Below are 18,133 nucleotides of genomic sequence, written 5' to 3'. Positions count from 1 at the left end.
AGAGGACGAGTTCTGCGCCGCGCCGTGGTTCTGGAATACTTCGGTGCATGCGAGGAATCATTCTGGCCGGTGGGTCCGGGACCCGGCTGCACCCGATCACGCAGGGGGTCAGCAAGCAGTTGCTGCCGGTGTACGACAAGCCGATGATCTACTACCCGCTCTCGACGCTGCTGCTCGCGGGTATCGACGACGTGCTGATCATCACCACGCCGCATGACGCGGAGCAGTTCCGTCGGCTCCTGGGCGACGGGGCGCAGTTCGGGATCAGCATCACCTACGCAACGCAGCCCGAACCCAATGGTTTGGCGCAGGCCTTCGTTATCGGTGCCGACTTCCTAGGCAACGACTCCGCCGCCCTTGTCCTCGGCGACAACCTGTTCTACGGCCCCGGCCTCGGAAGCCAGCTGTCCCGCTTCGGCGACCTCGATGGGGGCGCCGTGTTCGCCTACCGCGTCGCGAACCCCTCCGAGTACGGCGTGGTCGAGTTCGACGCGAGCGGTCGCGCACTTTCCCTGGAGGAGAAGCCCGCAAATCCGAAGAGCAACTACGCGGTGCCGGGCCTGTATTTCTATGACAATGACGTGATCGAGATCGCCCGCGACCTGCGGCCATCTGCGCGCGGCGAGTACGAGATCACGGACGTCAACCGGGCGTACCTGGAGCAGGGCCGCCTGCAGGTCGAGGTGCTGCCGCGCGGGACGGCGTGGCTCGATACGGGAACGTTCGACTCGCTGCTGGAGGCCGGAAACTTCGTTCGTTCGATCGAGGCGAGGCAGGGCCTCAAAATCAGTTCGCCAGAGGAGATCGCGTGGCGCCAGGGCTTCTTGAGCGATGACGCCTTGCGCGAGCGCGGTGAGGCGCTCGCGAAGTCGGGCTACGGCAAGTACCTGCTGGGATTGCTGGCCGGCTAGCGCCGCGGTTGGCGCCGATTGGGAGAGGGTGGGCTCCCCCATCCCAGGGAGACGGCCTAGCCCGCCAGTGCGTCCAGCACCGCGGGTGCCGCCGTTTGCCACCGCTCACGCCAGTCACCGATCGGTTCGACTCCCGCAGCGGTCAAGCGGTGGTGGCCGAGCACCGAATAGGCAGGGCGCGGTGCCGGCCGGACGAATGACGCGGAATCCGTCGGTCTCACGGCGCCGGGATCGATACCCGCGGCCGACGCGATGGCCCGCGCGAAGTCGAACCACGAGCCATGGCCGCTTGCCGTGCCGTGGTAGATGCCGCCCGGCGCTTCCTCGCGGATGACGTCCACGATCAGGCGCGCCAGGTCGAGCGTCCAAGTCGGCTGGCCCACCTGGTCGTTGACCACGGAAATCTCTCCCCGCTCCTTGAGAATGCGGGCGATCGTCTTGGGGAAGCAGTTGCCGTGCTCCCCGTAGAGCCAGGCGGTGCGCAGCACCACGTTGCGAGGATCCGCCGCCATCACGGCCCATTCGCCGGCGGCCTTCGTGCGGCCGTAGGCGCTGCGCGGCGCGACCGCGGCATCCTCGCCGTAGGGCTGCGTCGCGTCGCCGGCGAACACGTAGTCGGTTGAGATATGGACGAGTCTCGCCCCGTTCGCGCGAGCCGCTCTCGCCAGGTTGGCCGCTCCGACCGCGTTCACGTCGAACGCGGCTGCCTCGTCCTCCTCAGCCGCGTCGACCGCCGTGAACGCCGCGCAATTCACCACGACGTCGGCGCCGGTGAGTGCCTCGGCAACACGCGGATACGAAGTGATGTCGGCATCGGAGCGCCGCAATCCGCGAGCCGATAGTCCGTTGTCCGCCAGCACCTGCATGAGGTCCCGTGCGAGCATGCCGTCCGCACCAACCACGTACCACTGTGACATTCGGTCGTTCCCTTCGCGCCGGGTCCGCGTCGCGCGCGGCTTCAGGACTACTCTAGGCTGAGCGATGGACAACACTAGGCACCTGTCACGGCCATCAAGGAGAACGATGCAGATCCGCGAGCTCACGATTCCCGGAGCCTGGGAAATCACCCCCCGCCAGTTCCCCGACGAGCGCGGGGTATTCCTTGAATGGTTCAAGCTGCCGGCGTTCGCCGAGGCGACGGGGCAGGCGCTGGATCTCGCCCAGGCGAACCTCTCGGTGTCGGCCTCGGGCGTCGTGCGCGGCGTCCACTTCGCTGACGTGCCCCCCTCGCAGGCGAAGTACGTCACCTGCCCGGCCGGATCGGTGCTGGATGTCGTCGTGGACATCCGGGTCGGCTCGCCCACCTACGGTCAGTGGGACGGTGTCCTGCTCGACGACGTTGATCGTCGCGCCATCTACCTCTCCGAGGGGCTGGGCCACGCGTTCATGGCCCTGAGCGAGAATGCCACTGTCGTGTACCTGTGCTCCGAGGGATACGCCCCGGGACGCGAGCACGGAATCAATCCGCTGGACCCCGATCTGGCCATTGACTGGCCCACCGCCGACCGTGCGGGCCGGCCGATAGCGCCGCTGCTGTCCGACAAGGACCGCCTGGCTCCAGGACTGGCCGATGCCCGAGACGCGGGGCTGCTTCCGGCATGGGATGACGTCCGGGCGCAGGTCGAATCGTTGCGGAAACGCTGGGAACGCGGCTGATCCGAGGGCGGCTAGCGGCCGCGTCGATCGAACTCGCGCACGGCGTCCACGAGGGTCCGGGCACGCGCGGCAAACGAATGCTCGGCAGCAACCTGGAGCGCCCGATCACGCCGTTGCTCGTCGGAGCCGAAGATGGCGTCCCACCCGGCAGGATCGCCGAGTCTCCGGAGGTCCTCGACGGTCGAGTAGGTTTGCACGGCCGTGCCGAAGACCTCGTCCAACCCGTCGACGGGATCCGATATCACGCGCGCCCCGGCGGCGAGCGCATCGAAGATCCGGTTCGCAATGAAGCCGTGCGCCGCCATGTCCGCATGATGGTCATTGAGGATGACGCCAGAGGCTCGATACAACGGGGCGAGTTGATCGTTCGGCAGGAACTCGCCGCGCCAATGCTCGGCAGGGATGTGGGTCCCCCAGCGCGGACCCCACACCTGGACGTCGAGACCGGCCGCGAGTGCGTCCATGACGATCTTGCGGGGACCCGTGGGTCGAGCCTGCCCGACGAATACGACGTCCCGGCCGAGCGCGATTCCCGATGGCATTGCGTCCGCGAACGATGCGTCGGCCGGACTCGCGTGAGCGGGGCTCGGGTCCGCCGGCGCGAACAACTCCGGGTCCGTCGCCTGATAGAGGACCCGGACGTCGCGCCCCGTTCGCTCGCTCATGCGGGCGGCCCACCCGCGCGAGGCGGCGAAGACCAGGTCGAACTCGGCGATCTCGTTCTCCGTGACCAGTTCCGGGTGGGAGATAACCCATAGGACGTTGATCTGACCCGGGTGGGCATAGCCACGATCCAGGCCGCGAATCACCAGATTGACGTCGTCGATGGTGGTGGTCGGCACAGCGTGCGCGCCGTGCCGCAGACTTACCGCGTCCTGGCCCTGCGCCACGAGGGCGTCTCGCAGTGCCGCGATGTAGTGCGTGTCACCCCACTTGTCGCCCCGCGGGCCGGGGTTGGCCGGGTTCTTGATCGACCAACGATACTCGCCGATGCGGTCGCTGCCGCTGGCGCGCAGGAGAAGGGGACGAGGTGCCGGATGCGGCAGGACGTCCACGCCGAGTTTCGCGATTTCCAGGCCCGCGGCGGCGAAGTGGCCGGTATCGGGTCCGGGCATACGGCCGCGCCAGCGATCGTAGAAGATGCCACGGTTGAACGCGATGTTCCGGCCGCGGCCCGGGGTCTTCGATTCCAGGTGCGTAACAACCGCGTCGGTGGCCACCTCGAAGTGTCCGCCCCACCGCTCCTGCATGCGCAGGCAGAGATCGATGTCCTCCATGCCGTTGATGAAGATGGGATCGAATCCCCGCATCTCCACGACTTCCTCGGCGCGCAGCGCCACGGCGGCAGCCGTCACCGCCGCGAACTTCTGGTCCGAGATCTTGGCGGCGTCATCGCGCGAGAATCCGGCCAGCAGGTGCATGCCCAGCACGCCCTGGGCCGGGAAGACCGTGCCAGCCGCCTGAATGGTGTCGTCGCCGTACAGCAGGAGGGGTTGCACGCCACGCACCTGCGGGTCCTGGAGCCTGTCCAGCAAGGGCTGCAGCCAGCCGTCCCGCACCTCCGTGTCATTGTTCAGGAATACGACGGTATCGCCCGTGGACCGAGCGAAGGCCAGGTTGGAGCCACCGGCGAATTGCAGATTGGTCGGGGCGTAGGCGATGCGGACATTGGGGAGTCCGTAGAGCGCCTCCGTCAGGCCAATCGAGGCCCACCCATAGGAGCCATTGTCGGTCACGACGATCTCGACGTCATGCCCGGCGCTGCACTGGAGGACGGTCTCGACGGCCCTCGCGGTCATCTCGTACTCGTGATAGGCGGGAATCAGAACTGAAACCCTGCCAGCCACCCTTTCGGCCATCGAGGATTCGACCAGGTCCCAGCGGCACCAGTTGTTCGACAACACGACGTACTGCCAACTGCCCGCCTCCCGGTTGGTGATCCGATCGTGGTCGGCGTCCTGACGGTAGTCGACGGCCACGACTGGAACGAGGCGGGGCTCGGCCACGCGCGCGAGTCGAATGGCAAAGTCGTGATCCACCCAGCGGCGTAGGGATTCGTCGAAGCCGCCGACCTGTTGCGCGATCTCCGCGCGCACGACCAGCGCGTTCATGTCGATGTGGTTGCGCACCAGTAGGTCATCGAGCCCGCCCTCGAACGTGAGGAATTCATCGCCGGCGTCCGAGACGAGGTGAACTATGCCATACGCGGCGTCGAGGCCGTCCAGGTGCATGGCGCCCACGATGGTGGCGAGGAAGTCGCTGCGCCATTCGTTGTCGGAGTCGAGGAAGGCTATGAACCGCCCCGTCGCGTGGCCCAGCCCGATGTTGCGCGCCGCGCTCACCCCGCGATGCTCGCCCTCAAGCGGCTTCACGCGCTCATCGGCTTGCGCGAGTTCCCGCAGGACATCGGCTGTGCCGTCAGTGGAACCGTCATCGACAATGACGAGTTCAACATCCGTGAGCGTCTGGTTCAGCACCGAGCGGACAGCGGGGAGCATGATCTCCGCGCGGTTCCATACCGGCATCACGACCGATACCAGCGGCCGGCCTTCGTCGCTGGGGAGGGATGCGTGTGCGATCCGCTCCTTGAGGGCGGATATGTCAGCCACAGGGGACTTGCTCGTCGTACGCGACATCCGCCGGCGACGGCGAACCACCATCAACTCCGCGGCAATCCTGGCCACGTCGTCGGACACGGCATTGAGCGTCAGGGTGCGACCCATCGACCAGGCCAGCGGGAGCGCTCTGTCTCGATCCCACGTCGCGAACGTCGTCAGCACGTCCTGGTCGATGTCCGACTCCGCCAGCGCCCGCGGATCGAACAGGGGCGACCAGGCGAACTTGCGCGCACTCGGCTTGCGGAGCTCGCGGATGACATCGGCGACCTCGGCGTGCTTCCAACTCTGCCGGATGCGCAACGGAAGCGCTCCCGGCATCAGCAGCGGGTGGCACGGCGCGTGGTGGCGCATCCCCCTCATTACGTAGTGGCGGGCGGCACGCTTCTCGGTCTTGAATTGCCTACCAGCGATCGAGGAATAGAAAGCCATGTCGAAGAGGCCGGCTTCGATAAGCATCTCGGCCGCGGCGGTGCAATGGTCCTGCTGGGTTCTGCTCTTGGCTGGCACTGCGGGCGCGGGTGTCGGTGACGCACCCCATGCTCGCTGGATTCGCCTTCTCAGATTCCGCAACCCCACCAGCGCTCTCTCCCCTTGTCCGACGACCCTAGTCATGCTCTACCGAATCCGAAGGCGTCCGAGTCCCGGCGACCTCGGCGGGGACGCCCTGCCACGTCTCGAGCGCGTTCGCCGCCAACTGGTCGAGTTCCACCTGCCACGTATGACCCTGCGAGTGCCGGACGTACACGTATCCGATGCCTTCCGTCGCATATACGATGCCACCTTCGCCTCTGACTCGCTCGATTAGGCCGCGGTCAACGGACCTGGGCACGGGACGCCAGCCCCCCACCGCAGTCAGGTCGGCAGCGCCGATCAGGATGGTGCCGCCCGCCACCACTCTGGTGTAGCGCTCAGCGGGCGTCTTGCGATGAACGGTGACGTCCCTTTCCGCGAGATACGCGTACTGCGCCCGCTTGCCGACGATGTGGGCGCCCGAATACAGGCGGGCCAGAACGAGATCCCAAACGTGGTCCGGCCCGTAGATGTCATCGTCATCCACCTTCGTCAGCAGGTCACCCTGCGCCATCGCCGAAACTCTGCCCAGGACGTGACCGAAGACCTCGTCCGCGGGCGCCTCGTAAACGGCCGAGACCCCCGGAGAGGAAAGCAACTCGGCGCGGCGGCGCTCAGATATCGCCACGCCGTGCAGGCCGATCACGATTTCCAGGTGAGGGTACGTCTGCGCCGCGAGCTGCGCGAGCACGCGGGTGAGTTCGCCTGGTCGGCGCGAAACCAAAAGCGCAGTCACCGCGGGCAGTTCGGGCCAGATCTGGTCGGCGCGTCCTGCGGAGGCGAGGCGCAGCGGTCCGGCAAAGCGCTGCAATGCAAGCCTGCGCTGCCGCAGGGAACGCGCCGTGCGCTCGATGCCAGTCGTGGTCGAAGGCGACGCAGTCACCAGCCCTGCGAGTTCCCGCGGCCAGCCTTGGAACACACGAGCGTGGGGCGGTGCCGAGTGCAGTTCGACGCCCACGGCGGCCACCTCAGCGAGCCGGCTTGCCAAGGACGAGGTTTCCGCTGGCGTCAGCGGATCGCCCTCGCCGGGCATCTCGAGTGTCGCCAGATTCAGCCGGGTCACCCGGGCGAGCCGTGCCACCTCGCCCGGCGTCAGGGGCGCACTACCCAGCCGGGCGAGCGTCTCCCCCGAGCGGTGGCGGATCTGCCAACCGCCGTCCTCACGGGCCAGCGCGGCTTGAATGCCCTTGGCCTGGGCCCTAAGCCGACCGATCGGGCGGTGAACGCGCGGATCTATGACCGGCAGGTGGGGATCGCCGACCTGCACCGAGCCGGCCGCGATCAGGGCGCCCCCGGACGTGACGACACCGAACGAATTGGCGCGCTCGTCGGGCTCGCTTCCCGGCCCGGTCACGAGCAGATCCGCGCCGCGCAGCAGTAGCGGGTCCGGTTCGGGTTCGAATGGCCGCGCATCGAGGGGCAGGCTGGCCAGCCCGGACTCGGGGGTGTCCCCGTCGATCGCTATGAGGCAACTCGCCCAGGCGGAGAGCCCTGCGGCGGGCACCAGGAGCGGAATCATTGCCGAGATGGCGGACGATGCCGCGGTCGGCTCCGCATACGTCAACTCGATCCGCACCGCCGGCTCATCGCCGAATTCGATGACCTGCCGCAGCAATCCGGGAAGAGCCCGCGGCTGCCCCCGCCAGTCCTCGAAGGGTGCGTTCCATCGCGAAACTTCGATGATCAGTGACCGGATGCGCTCGCCTTGATGACGGAGTACCAGCTGGCGGAGTTCGGCTACGTCGGCAGCCACGATCCTGAGCGGCCGCGCGGCGGCGTCCTCACCCGGCACGTGACCCGGCGCTGCCGCCGGTGCCTGGGTGGGTCGCGCGCCATCGCTGGCCCCGCCGCCGATCTCCGCACCACTATTCTCCGCGGCGCCGATCTCCGACGAGGTCGGCCGGCCGCGGCTGAACAGCCTCACGACACCATTCCCGTGGCGCCGGGCGAGCAGTGCCACGCGCGAGCGCGGCCCGTGAGCGCGTGCCGACAGGCAGATGCAGACATGTTCGCCTGAAGGTTCACGTGGTCACGCCTGCCCCGAGGCCGCGTACTTCTGCTCCGTGGCGGCCTTCGCCGGGCGCCACCACTCCTCGTTGTCCCGGTACCACTCGACCGTTGCCTCGAGTCCCGACAGGAAGTCGGTGTACCGCGGCGCCCAGCCGAGTTCGCTGCGCAGGCGACTCGCGTCGATCGCGTAGCGGCGGTCGTGGCCCGGGCGATCGCGAACGTGGTCGAAGTCATCCGTTGGACGGCCGAAGATCTGCAGCAGCCCGCGCACCACGTCGAGATTCGACGCCTCACCGTCGGCCCCGATCAAGTACGTAGAGCCCGCTTGACCCTCGTCGATGATCCGCCACACCGCGGCATTGTGATCGTGGACGTGGATCCAGTCCCGCACGTTCAGGCCATCCCCGTACAGCTTCGGCCGGACGCCATCGAGCAGGTTGGTGATCTGCCGCGGAATGAACTTCTCGACGTGCTGATAGGGACCGTAGTTGTTAGAGCAGTTGGACAGCGTCGCGTGCACCCCGAAGGAACGCGCCCAAGCGTGCACGAGCATGTCCGAGCCGGCCTTGGTGGACGAGTACGGCGACGAGGGGTCGTAGCGCGACTCCTCGTCAAACCGACGATCCTCGTCGAGTTCCAGATCGCCGTAGACCTCGTCCGTGGAAATGTGATGGAACCGCTTGCGGTGGCGCCGGACGGACTCAAGCAGCGTGTAGGTGCCGATGAGGTTGGTCTGCACGAAAGGCCACGGATCGACCAGGGAGTTGTCGTTGTGGGATTCGGCGGCGAAGTGGACGACCAGGTCGTGCGCCCCCACGAGCTCGTCCACGAGTCCCGCATCGGAGATGTCGCCCTCGACGAACCGGATCTGATCCGCGACTGGGGAAAGGGAGCGGGCGTCCCCCGCGTACGTGAGTGCGTCCAGCACCGTAACCTGAGTTCCCGGACGCGCTCGCACCGTCTGGTGGACGAAGTTGGAACCGATGAACCCGGCCCCACCCGTGATCAGGACCTTTTCCGGCATTCGTTACCTCCATGAACAGTGGCGGATCGGATTCCATCCTAGGGCCATTTATGCCTCACCCGCGGATTCTCGCTGCCGGTTCCGCCACGCACACGCCGAACATCCGGGCAGTGCGCCCGGGCCACCATCGGGTCCACTACGATCTCCCCATGCCCTCCGCGATTTCCCTTGCCGAGCAGTCGGTTGTCCCGGAAAAGCGGACCAGCACGATGCGAACCGACGTCCAGGCGCTGCGAACCGTGGCGGTGCTCGCGGTGCTCCTGTATCACCTGTGGCCCACCCGGCTCACCGGCGGCTACGTAGGCGTCGACATCTTCTTCGTCATCAGCGGCTACCTCATCGTGTCGCACATCCTCGCAGAGGTCGCCCGGAGCGGCACCTTCCACCTCGGAAGGTTCTGGGCCAGGCGCGCCCGCCGCCTCCTGCCCGCCTCGCTCCTGACCCTGCTGGCAACGATCCTGGCCACGCTCGCGTTCGTGCCCACGGTCCACTGGGCGCAATACCTGCGCGAGATCACCGCCTCGGCGTTCTACTTCCAGAACTGGCGCCTCGCCGCCGATGCCGTCGACTACTCGGCGGCGGGTAACGCGGCCTCTCCGGTGCAGCACTACTGGACGTTGTCGGCCGAGGAGCAGTTCTACGTCGTCATCCCGCTCATCCTGGCGATCGGGATCGCGCTTCGCCGCGGCGGGGCGCTGCGACGGCGCATGTTCTGCCTCCTCGCGGGCATCGCCGCCGCATCGTTCGCCTACAGCGTCTGGCTGACGCAGGCATCGCCGCAGGTGGCGTACTTCTCCACCGCGTCGCGGGCGTGGGAGTTCGCGCTCGGGGCGCTCCTCGCGTTCGGTGCCGCGCGATCCGGCCGCAGGCTGGCGGAGACACTGACGTGGGCCGGACTCACCGCCATTGCGGTGAGCGTTGTCGCTTTCACGCGCTCAACGACGTTCCCCGGCCCCTGGGCGGCACTCCCTGTGGCGGGGACCCTACTCGCCATCGGATGGGGGCAATCCACGTCCCTCGCGCGCGTGGGCTCCTGGCCGCCGGTGGCGATGATCGCCCGCTGCTCGTTCGCGATCTATCTCTGGCACTTCCCCCTGATAATCATCGCGCCATACGCGCTCGGACGGCCGCTAGCCCTTGAGGACAAGGTGATCATCGCGCTGGCCACCGTCGCCATCGCCTACGCCTCGACCACCTTCTACGAGGACCCGATGCGCTTCTCCACCAGGCTCCTCGCGGGACGCAAGGCGACGACGGTCGGCCTGCTGGCGCTCGCTGGCATGCTTGTCGTGGCAGGGGTCGCGCAAGGCGCCAACCGGGTCGGTGAGGCGCGCCTCGAGCGCGCCGAGGCGCAGACGGCCGCACTGCTCGCCTCCGCGCCCGACTGCCTCGGCGCCGCCGCCTACGCGAATCCGGGTCGCCCCTGTCACAACCCCGACCTCGATGGCATCCTCGTCCCGAACCCGGCCGAACTGCTGAGATCCGATGCCAACCGGCCCGAATGCTGGAGCACCGAAATCGGTGACTTCCATTTGTGCTCGCTGGGCCCGGAGTCGGGCTACGACAAGCACCTTCTCGCCGTCGGGGATTCGCACAACAACGCGATGATCGGCGCCTACGAGGCCATCGCTCGCGAGCACAACTGGCGTATCGACGTGGCGGGCCACAGCGGCTGCTATTGGACGGACGCCGAAATCGCCAGGCCGACGCAGGATACGAGGATCGCTTGCGAACAGTGGCGGCGAGACGTCGACGACTACATCGCGTCCTCCCCGCAGTTGGACGCGATCGTGGTGCTGAGCTCTCGGTCACGTTCCAGACCCGCGGCGCAGCCCGGCAGGACCCCGGTCGACGTGGAGCGGGACGGCATGGTGTCCGCGTGGGCCAAGCGGCCGAACCTCAGCACCCGCATCATCGCCATCCAGGACAACCCTCGCATGCGTGAGGACACCCTGGATTGCGTGCAGCAAGAGGGGCTCGCCGCCGCGTCCGCTTGCGCCTTGCCTCGATCCGAGGCAATGAGGCCGCGAACAGGCGTGCAGCTGGCCGTTGCCCTGGATTCCAACGCGCGCTTCATCGACACGAGTCGCTTCTTCTGCCGCAAGAAGGAGTGCTCGCCAGTCATCGGCAACGTGATCGTCTATCGGGACCCGGATCACGTGACGGATGTGTTCGCGAGCAGTCTCGCGCCGTACCTTGGTGAGGCACTGAGCGACGCGCTCCGCTGATTCCGCCCGGTGGGTCCCCCGCGGCCTCAACGTAGAATGCTTCCCATGCGAATTTCCGTCATAGGTTGCGGCTATCTCGGCGCGGTCCATGCCGCTTGCATGGCCGAACTCGGACACGAGGTCGTCGGCATCGACGTCGATTCGGGGAAGGTGGAGCAACTCAACTCTGGCACGGCACCCTTTCACGAGCCCGGCTTCGACGCAGTGCTCGCGCGCAATGTCAGAAACGGCCGGCTTCGCTTCTCGACGTCGTTCGAGGATGCCCGTGGGGCGTCGGTACACTTCATCGGCGTTGGCACTCCGCAAGTCGCCGGCGGGTACGCGGCGGACCTCACCTACGTGGACGCGGCCGTCGACTCGCTCGTCAGTATCCTTCCGCCACCGGGCGAGGCGACCGTGCTGGTAGTCGGCAAGTCGACGGTGCCGGTCGGCACCGCGAGCGCCCTTGCCGAGCGGCTGGCGAGCACGGCCGGCATCCTCGTGTGGAACCCCGAGTTCCTGCGGGAGGGATTCGCCGTCAAGGACACGCTCTCGCCCGATCGCATCGTTTACGGTCTGCCCCAGGACGAGGCCTCCGCCACTACGGCGACCGCCGCGCTCGACTCGGTGTACTCGTCCTTGCTGGACCTCGGCATTACCAGGCTGACGACCGACTACGCGACCGCCGAACTCGTGAAGGTGGCGGCCAATTCGTTCCTCGCCACCAAGATCTCTTTCATCAATGCCATGGCCGAACTGTGCGAGGCCACCGGCGCGGACGTGACGCAGCTCGCCCACGCCATCGGTATGGACGACCGCATCGGCCCGAAGTTCCTGCGCGCTGGCATCGGATTCGGCGGCGGCTGCCTGCCGAAGGACATCCGCGCCTTCATTGCGCGCGCCGAGGAGTTGGGCGTCGGGGACGCGCTCGCATTCCTGCGCGAGGTGGACGCGATCAACGACCGTCGGCGCGACCGCGTGGTGGCGCTCGCACGCGAGGTCGTGGGCGGAAGTCTGAGCGGCAGGCACGTGGCAATCCTCGGTGCCGCCTTCAAGCCGGACAGCGACGATATGCGCAACTCGCCCGCGCTCGACGCCGCGGACCGCATCGCGAGCGAGGGGGCGCGCGTGGTGGTGACGGACCCCGCCGCCGGACCAGTGCTCGCCAGGCAACGGCAAGATCTGGAGATAGCGGAGGATGCCTTCGCGGCATCCGCTGGCGCCGACGTGGTGCTGCTCCTCACCGAGTGGCGGCAGTTCCGGGAGCTCGATCCGGTCGCTCTGGGCGAGACGGTTCGGGCGCGGGTCATCGTGGATGGTCGCAACGTCCTCGATCCCGCTGCGTGGCGGGCTGCGGGCTGGACCTACCGCGGCATGGGACGTCCCTGACGCGGGGATGCTAACCGGCGCTAGCCGCTTGCGGATGCCGTCATGTCACCCGCATCGCACGCGACAATGCGGTAGAGCTTGGCGTGGCCGCGGCGAGCCAGGAGTTCCACCGTGTCGCTCTTGGACAGTGACGCTATTCCCTCGTAGCCGAAACTACGTCGGTCCCAGATGCCCTCGCCCCAATCGAGGACATAGTGCAGATCGAGCCGGTTCACGGCTGCGCATACCCCTGGCAGGGTCTCCGCCTGGTCAAGCCTGCCGACCACGAGGGCCAGATCCGGGCTCAGTTCCATGTTGAGCGCCGGGGTGAGCGTTCGCACGCCCCCGAGCGCCCACACGAGCGAACTGCCGTCCCGCGGATCCGAGACGATCGCCTCGTCCTGCGGGACGATCTCGGCCACCTCGTCGATAAACGATCGTTCCCCGCGGTCGAAGAGGCCGCCGAGCAGCGTTGTCGGGTTGTCGCCGCACCAGCCGCGGCCCTGTTCGAGCGCATCCTTGCCCGTCGGGTAGGCGTCCGGACGCTCGCCGCTCTGTGAGTACACGATCGCGATGTCGCCCGCCAGCTGGTGCGACGCACTGCTGTGGGCAGCGAGCCAGGCTCCTCCGGCAGCGAGCACGATGACCGACGCGGCAACGGGATAAGTCAGCGACCCCGAAACGCGGCGCGCTCCAGCGGCCCTGGCGAGCAGCCGCACGACCGCCACGAGGCCGAGCGCGGCAAGCGGCAGGGCGACGATAGGGATCAACGCCGTGATCCTCGCGGGGTCGTGATACCAGGGAGCCGTCAGCAAATCCCGGAATTCCGAGTCCGGGCCTCGCATCACCACATAGAGCACCGCGACCGCGCCGAGCGAGGCAACGAGCCAGCGCGCCCGCACCACCCAGATCGCGCAGAGGGCCCCCAGGGCGACCAGCAAGACCATCGGCCAGTTCGCGGCGGGGAAGGTGTGCGGCGCACCGAGCGACGCCACGCAGCCGAGAGCTCGCTGCCACGGCGAATCCGATATGTAGCCGGGATTCGTGCGCATGGCGGCGATCGCTGGAGATGCCAGCAGGGCGGCTATTCCGAGGGCGATGGCGGCATTGCTGACCGTCGCGCGGCTCACGGCGAGGCCGGGCCTGCCGCGCCGCAGCCGCCGCCGGGCGGCTGCCAGAATGCGCCACTCGAACCAGGCGAGGAGCAGGACGGAAGCACCGAACAAGCCGTTTGGCTGGGCGAGTACCACACCCACCGCCGCGAGCGCGGCGACGGCGCACGCCGCGATCAGCCGCCCGGAACGCCTTCGCGCGGTTCTGAGGACGAGTGCCATCGCTGCGGGCACGAGGGCATACGACAACAGGTTCGGGTACAGGATCCCCCACGTGAGCAGGTGTCCCGGGAACTGCGTGAAGGAGAGCGAGAGGATGCCGGTGGCCGCGACGATCTCGGGGCGAGGGCCGAATACGCCGCGGGTCAGCGCCATCATCGCTGCGGGCCACACCGCCACGGCGACGGTGACGGCGAGGACGTTGGTCGCCACGTCGATCCCGCAGCCGGTGAGTTGCACGATCAGGGCGACCAAACCGTGCCAGGCGGCGGGATAGAAATTGTGCGCCCGCTCGGGCGTGGCAAGCGTCATGTCCAGCGACGACGCGCTGCCCGACGTCAGAATCAGCTTGACCGCGTTGAGGTGGTAGGGAATGTCGTTGCCTTGGGCGACGGCATCGGCGGCTCCCATGAGCCGAACGAGCCGAAGTGCCGATACTCCGAGCACGACGGCCACGGCCGCGAAGCAGGCGCACCACAACCCTGCGGCGCGCGGGACGCGGGTGACTCGCAGCGACCTTCGCCCTGCCCCGCGCCTCAGGCGCGCGACCGCGCCGCGCCACGTGCCGGTGGCGACCATTCCGACGGTGGCCGCGACGACCGCGACCACGATGACGGGCACGAGTGACCAGTCAATCCCAACGAGTCCCGCGAGAACAGCGGTGCCCGATGTGACGCCCACGGTCAGCGCAGGCGCCGCACCCCAGGCCGTGATGCCGCGCAGTCGCCACGCGTAGGCCATGGCGATTCCTGGCAGCCATAGCACCAGCAGGGTGATCGCGAAGATCCACCAGGCTCCCGTGAAAGACACGTTCAGTCCAGCCAGCTCGCCGCCGCTCAGGCGGCGTCGTCACCGATCCCGATGACGGTGCGCGGGATGCCGGCCCAGTTCACGGGCGCGGTGATGTTGCGGCCGTCTACCAGCAGGCGGACTCCGGGCAGATCGGTCGGGGTGAGCGAGCGGTAGTCGGCGTGGTCGGTCTGCACGATGGCGACATCGACCTGATCCCCGAGAACGTACGGCTCCCAGCCGAAGCGTGCGAGTTCCGCGTCCGAGTAGAGCGGGTCGTGGACCAACACCTCGGCTCCGCGCTGCCGCAGCGCCTCAATGGTCGCGAAGACCCCCGAGAAAGCTGTCTCCTTGACCCCACCGCGGTAGGCCGCCCCGAGCACCGCAACCCGTAGGCCCGAGAGCGTCCCGAGCAGCGATTCGGCCCGGGCGACAACGCGCTCGGGCATCGCCGCGTTCACCGCTCGGGCGGTGCGCACCACGTCGGCAGCGGGATCCACCGACAGATACAGTCGCGGGTACACCGGGATGCAGTGCCCACCTACCGCGATGCCCGGCCGGTGGATGTGCGAGTACGGCTGCGAGTTGCACGCCTCAATCACGGAGTAGATGTCGATGCCGGACTTCTCGGCGAAGATCGCGAACTCGTTCGCGAGTCCGATGTTGACGTCGCGGTAGGTGGTCTCGGCGAGCTTGGCCATCTCGGCGGCCTCGGCCGAGCCGAGGTCCCACACGCCGTTGGCGCGCGCGAGGTCCGGCCGGTCATCGAAGGTCAGCACGCTTTCGTAGAACGCGACCGCCTTGCGCGCCCCGGCCGGGGAGAGCCCACCCACGAGCTTGGGATACTTGCGAAGGTCCGCGAAAACGCGGCCGGTCAGCACCCGCTCGGGCGAGAACACCAGGTCGAAATCGCTGCCCTCGGTGAGTCCCGAGAGCTCCTCCAGCATCGGCTTCCAGCGCCCGCGCGTGGTGCCCACCGGAAGCGTCGTCTCATAGCTCACGAGCGTTCCAGGAGTCAGGTGCTCGCCGATGGATCGCGTTGCCGCGTCCATCCAGCCGAAGTCGGGAGCGGCGGTCGCCTCGTCCACGAAGAGGGGAACCACCACGACGACTGCGTCCGCACCGGGGACGGCATCGGCATAGTCCGTGGTGGCGCGCAGGCGCCCGGCGGGGACGAGTTCGGCAAGCCGCTCGGCGAGTCCCGCCTCCCCCGGGAACGGCTCCGCGCCCCGATTCACCGAATCGACGGTGGCGTCGTTGACGTCCACGCCGATGACGTCGTGCCCCGCCGAGGCGAACTGGGCGGCGAGGGGAAGGCCGATCTTACCGAGGGCAACTACAGCAATACGCACGGGTGCCAGTCTAGTGCCCAGGCCGGGCCTGCGGCAGGACCGGTCAGGCCGGTGCGTCCGTGTTCGACGTGGGTGGCGCGAACGCGGACGAGATGGCCCCGATGACTCGGCCGGCCGCGTGGCCATCGCCGTACGGCGCGGCGTCGGTGGGGACCGGCGCGGGGCGGGTGATCGCCGCGCTGATCTCCTCCGGTGTCCGCACCAGCCGGTTCCAGCCGAGCTCTACCGTCTCTACCCATTCGGTCTCATCGCGAACCGTGGTGCACGGCACTCGGAGCAGGAAGGCCTCCTTCTGCAGGCCACCGGAGTCGGTAACCACGCCCGCCGAGGCGAGCACGGCCGAGATCAGGTCCGGGTACGCGAGCGGGTCGCGCGCCCGCAGGGCCCCCCGGGTCAATTCGATCCCCGCGGCCTCGGCCTTGGCGCGCACGCGCGGGTGCGCGAGCAGGATTACGGGCTTGTCGGCGCCGGCCAGGCCGGTGACCACCTCGCGCAGGCGCGCCGGATCATCGGTGTTCTCCGCCCGGTGGATAGTGGCCACGTAGAAGCCGCCGGGTTCGATACCCGGCTCGGTGAGGAGGACGGACGAGGCGCCCTGGACCCGATCGCGGACCTGATACAGGACGTCGGTCATCACGTCGCCCACCATCACGGTGCGCTCCGCGAGGCCCTCTGCCGCAAGGTGACGCGCGGCGACGTCGGTTGGAGCGAGCAGCAGGTCGGCCGCGTGATCGGTCAGGACGCGATTGTGCTCCTCGGGCATTCGGCGATTGAACGAACGCAGCCCCGCCTCCAGGTGGGTGACGTGCAGGTGCAGTTTGACGGCACTGAGGGCCGCGGCGAGCGTGGAATTGGTGTCGCCGTACACCAGCACCGTGTCCGGCTCCAGGTCGGCGAAGACCTCGTCCAACCGACCGAGGATTGCCCCGGTCTGCGCACCGTGGCCGCCCGAACCGACACCGAGATGAACGTCGGGGGCGGGAATGCCAAGGTCGCGGAAGAATACATCCGACAGCATCGGGTCGTAGTGCTGGCCGGTGTGCACGATGCGGTGCTCGACCCCCGCGGCGGCCGCGGCGTGCGCGATGGGGGCGAGCTTGACGAACTGCGGACGGGCACCCACGACGCTGACGATTCTCACGTCTCCCGATCCTACTAGGCACGCACCCAGTAGACTCCCACTGTGAATCTTCCCGTCGGCGAGGGCCACGCCGTGCGCCTCAACGCCATCACCGGCCTGCGCTGGTGGGCCGCGCTCGGCGTCTTCGCCTATCACGTGACCAACGTCGCGACACTGCCCGGATCGATTGCCGCCGCAGTGCGTCCCGGCTACCTGGGCGTCACCTTCTTCTTCGTACTCTCCGGTTTCGTATTGACCTGGTCGATGCGCGCAGGCACGCCCAAGCGCACCTTCTACTGGCGGCGATTCGCGCGCATCTACCCGCTGCACCTGCTGACGCTGCTGGCCGCCATCCCCGTCTTCTACTCATTCCACCCGGATACCGCCGACTGGTGGGTCAAGCCCTTCTCGATTCCCGTCCTGATGCTCTCGGTATTCGTCATCCAGGGTTGGTGGCGCGATCCGACCATCCTCTTCTCCGGGAACCCCGCCGCCTGGACCCTGACGGCCGAGGCGTTCTTCTACGCCACCCATCCCTTCCTGGCGTCGGGGCTGCGCCGCACCCGATTGCGCGGAGCGCTCATCGCCGCCGCGGGCACCATCGCCTTCGCTGCCATCTGTCGCATCGTGATCATCGGCAACCCCGGAAGTTGGTTCGCGGGACTTCCCTGGCCGATCCTGCGGCTGAACGAGTTCGTCCTCGGGATGACCCTGGCCTGGGCGATGCGCCAGGGCTGGCGGTTCCGGGTGCACCCGCTCGCGATCATCGCCGTCGCTGCCTTCTACTTCATCGGCATCGTCAAGATTCCAGCGATGGCTTCGATAGCGGCCTGGACGCCCGAGGTTGCGACCGTGCTCAGCGCGGCCCTCATCGTAGGGGTGGCGAGCCGCGAGATCGCCGGAAAGTCGAAATGGCTCGGGGCGCGGCCGCTCGTCGCGCTGGGCGAATGGTCCTTTGCCTTCTATCTCATCCATGCGACGTTCATCTACCTCGCCCGCTCGCTCTTCGGGGTGCAGCCCGCCGGGCTGCACTCCGCCGCGATGGTCGCGGGTCTGCTGGCCGCGTCGATCGTGGTGTCGTGGCTGCTCCACTCATTCTTCGAGCGGCCCGTCGAGTCGCGGCTCCGCGCGTGGCAGGCGGCGCGGATGGCACGCTCGATACGCTGATACCTTGGTC

The 18,133-nt window shown here is 68.0% G+C and carries 12 protein-coding genes; 5 read left to right on the top strand and 7 right to left on the bottom strand.

Annotated elements, in window-relative coordinates; translation table 11 throughout:
• Positions 1-47 precede the first annotated feature (47 nt).
• A complete protein-coding gene (gene rfbA, locus FB461_RS01845; protein ID WP_142118427.1) occupies positions 48-911 on the top strand; it encodes a glucose-1-phosphate thymidylyltransferase RfbA in 864 nt (287 codons plus the stop codon).
• Positions 912-967: 56 nt separating this feature from the next.
• On the opposite strand, the gene rfbD is transcribed toward rfbA, so the two are convergent.
• Complete coding sequence (rfbD, locus tag FB461_RS01840; RefSeq protein ID WP_142118424.1) at positions 968-1,828, bottom strand: dTDP-4-dehydrorhamnose reductase; 861 nt, start codon at positions 1,826-1,828, stop codon at positions 968-970.
• A 106-nt stretch (positions 1,829-1,934) separates the two neighbouring features.
• Between rfbD and FB461_RS01835 the strand changes: the two genes are divergently transcribed.
• Complete coding sequence (locus tag FB461_RS01835) at positions 1,935-2,567, top strand: dTDP-4-dehydrorhamnose 3,5-epimerase family protein (protein ID WP_142118422.1); 633 nt, start codon at positions 1,935-1,937, stop codon at positions 2,565-2,567.
• Between the two features lie 11 nt (positions 2,568-2,578).
• On the opposite strand, the gene FB461_RS01830 is transcribed toward FB461_RS01835, so the two are convergent.
• The 3 genes from FB461_RS01830 to rfbB form a co-directional block, all read right to left on the bottom strand.
• Complete coding sequence (locus tag FB461_RS01830; RefSeq protein WP_170222557.1) at positions 2,579-5,641, bottom strand: glycosyltransferase; 3,063 nt, start codon at positions 5,639-5,641, stop codon at positions 2,579-2,581.
• A 148-nt stretch (positions 5,642-5,789) separates the two neighbouring features.
• A complete protein-coding gene (locus tag FB461_RS01825; RefSeq protein ID WP_142118417.1) occupies positions 5,790-7,679 on the bottom strand; it encodes a hypothetical protein in 1,890 nt (629 codons plus the stop codon).
• Between the two features lie 105 nt (positions 7,680-7,784).
• Entirely contained in the window at positions 7,785-8,789 is a 1,005-nt protein-coding gene (rfbB, locus tag FB461_RS01820) for a dTDP-glucose 4,6-dehydratase (protein WP_142118415.1), read from the bottom strand.
• Positions 8,790-8,938: 149 nt separating this feature from the next.
• On the opposite strand from rfbB, the gene FB461_RS01815 reads away from it, so the two are divergent.
• Together FB461_RS01815 and FB461_RS01810 are read left to right on the top strand one after the other, a co-directional pair.
• Complete coding sequence (locus FB461_RS01815; RefSeq protein WP_170222556.1) at positions 8,939-11,017, top strand: acyltransferase family protein; 2,079 nt, start codon at positions 8,939-8,941, stop codon at positions 11,015-11,017.
• Positions 11,018-11,062: 45 nt separating this feature from the next.
• Positions 11,063-12,385 (top strand): UDP-glucose dehydrogenase family protein, encoded by a 1,323-nt coding sequence (locus FB461_RS01810; protein ID WP_142118411.1) that lies wholly within the window; start codon positions 11,063-11,065, stop codon positions 12,383-12,385.
• Positions 12,386-12,405: 20 nt separating this feature from the next.
• Here the strand turns inward: FB461_RS01810 and FB461_RS01805 are convergent, their stop codons facing one another.
• From FB461_RS01805 to wecB, 3 genes are all read right to left on the bottom strand, one after another.
• Positions 12,406-14,460 carry a DUF6541 family protein gene (locus FB461_RS01805; protein WP_425466900.1) on the bottom strand — a complete coding sequence of 685 codons (2,055 nt, stop codon included), beginning with the start codon at positions 14,458-14,460 and terminating at the stop codon, positions 12,406-12,408.
• 71 nt (positions 14,461-14,531) lie between these two features.
• Positions 14,532-15,836 (bottom strand): nucleotide sugar dehydrogenase, encoded by a 1,305-nt coding sequence (locus FB461_RS01800; RefSeq protein ID WP_142118407.1) that lies wholly within the window; start codon positions 15,834-15,836, stop codon positions 14,532-14,534.
• 43 nt (positions 15,837-15,879) lie between these two features.
• On the bottom strand, positions 15,880-16,977 hold the full coding sequence (gene wecB / locus FB461_RS01795; RefSeq protein WP_142118405.1) for a non-hydrolyzing UDP-N-acetylglucosamine 2-epimerase: 1,098 nt from the start codon (positions 16,975-16,977) through the stop codon (positions 15,880-15,882).
• 42 nt (positions 16,978-17,019) lie between these two features.
• Between wecB and FB461_RS01790 the strand changes: the two genes are divergently transcribed.
• Positions 17,020-18,123: an acyltransferase family protein gene (locus FB461_RS01790; RefSeq protein ID WP_142118403.1), complete on the top strand. Its 1,104-nt coding sequence runs from the start codon at positions 17,020-17,022 to the stop codon at positions 18,121-18,123.
• The last annotated feature ends 10 nt before the right edge of the window (positions 18,124-18,133 follow it).

Origin of the sequence: Rarobacter faecitabidus (assembly GCF_006716265.1) — a bacterium.
In the GTDB taxonomy this organism is placed as follows: Bacteria; Actinomycetota; Actinomycetes; order Actinomycetales; family Cellulomonadaceae; genus Rarobacter; species Rarobacter faecitabidus.
Note: the sequence above shows the minus strand (reverse complement) of the source record. Positions and strands in the feature narration are given on the sequence as shown.

What these genes read in the sequence shown, in the direction of transcription:
- FB461_RS01830 (WP_170222557.1), bottom strand. Translation starts at nt 5,641, where the DNA reads ATGCTTATCGAAGCCGGCCTCTTCGACATGGCTTTCTATTCCTCGATC.
- rfbD (WP_142118424.1), bottom strand. Translation starts at nt 1,828, where the DNA reads ATGTCACAGTGGTACGTGGTTGGTGCGGACGGCATGCTCGCACGGGAC.
- FB461_RS01815 (WP_170222556.1), top strand. Translation starts at nt 8,939, where the DNA reads ATGCCCTCCGCGATTTCCCTTGCCGAGCAGTCGGTTGTCCCGGAAAAG.
- rfbB (WP_142118415.1), bottom strand. Translation starts at nt 8,789, where the DNA reads ATGCCGGAAAAGGTCCTGATCACGGGTGGGGCCGGGTTCATCGGTTCC.
- FB461_RS01835 (WP_142118422.1), top strand. Translation starts at nt 1,935, where the DNA reads ATGCAGATCCGCGAGCTCACGATTCCCGGAGCCTGGGAAATCACCCCC.
- FB461_RS01810 (WP_142118411.1), top strand. Translation starts at nt 11,063, where the DNA reads ATGCGAATTTCCGTCATAGGTTGCGGCTATCTCGGCGCGGTCCATGCC.
- rfbA (WP_142118427.1), top strand. Translation starts at nt 48, where the DNA reads ATGCGAGGAATCATTCTGGCCGGTGGGTCCGGGACCCGGCTGCACCCG.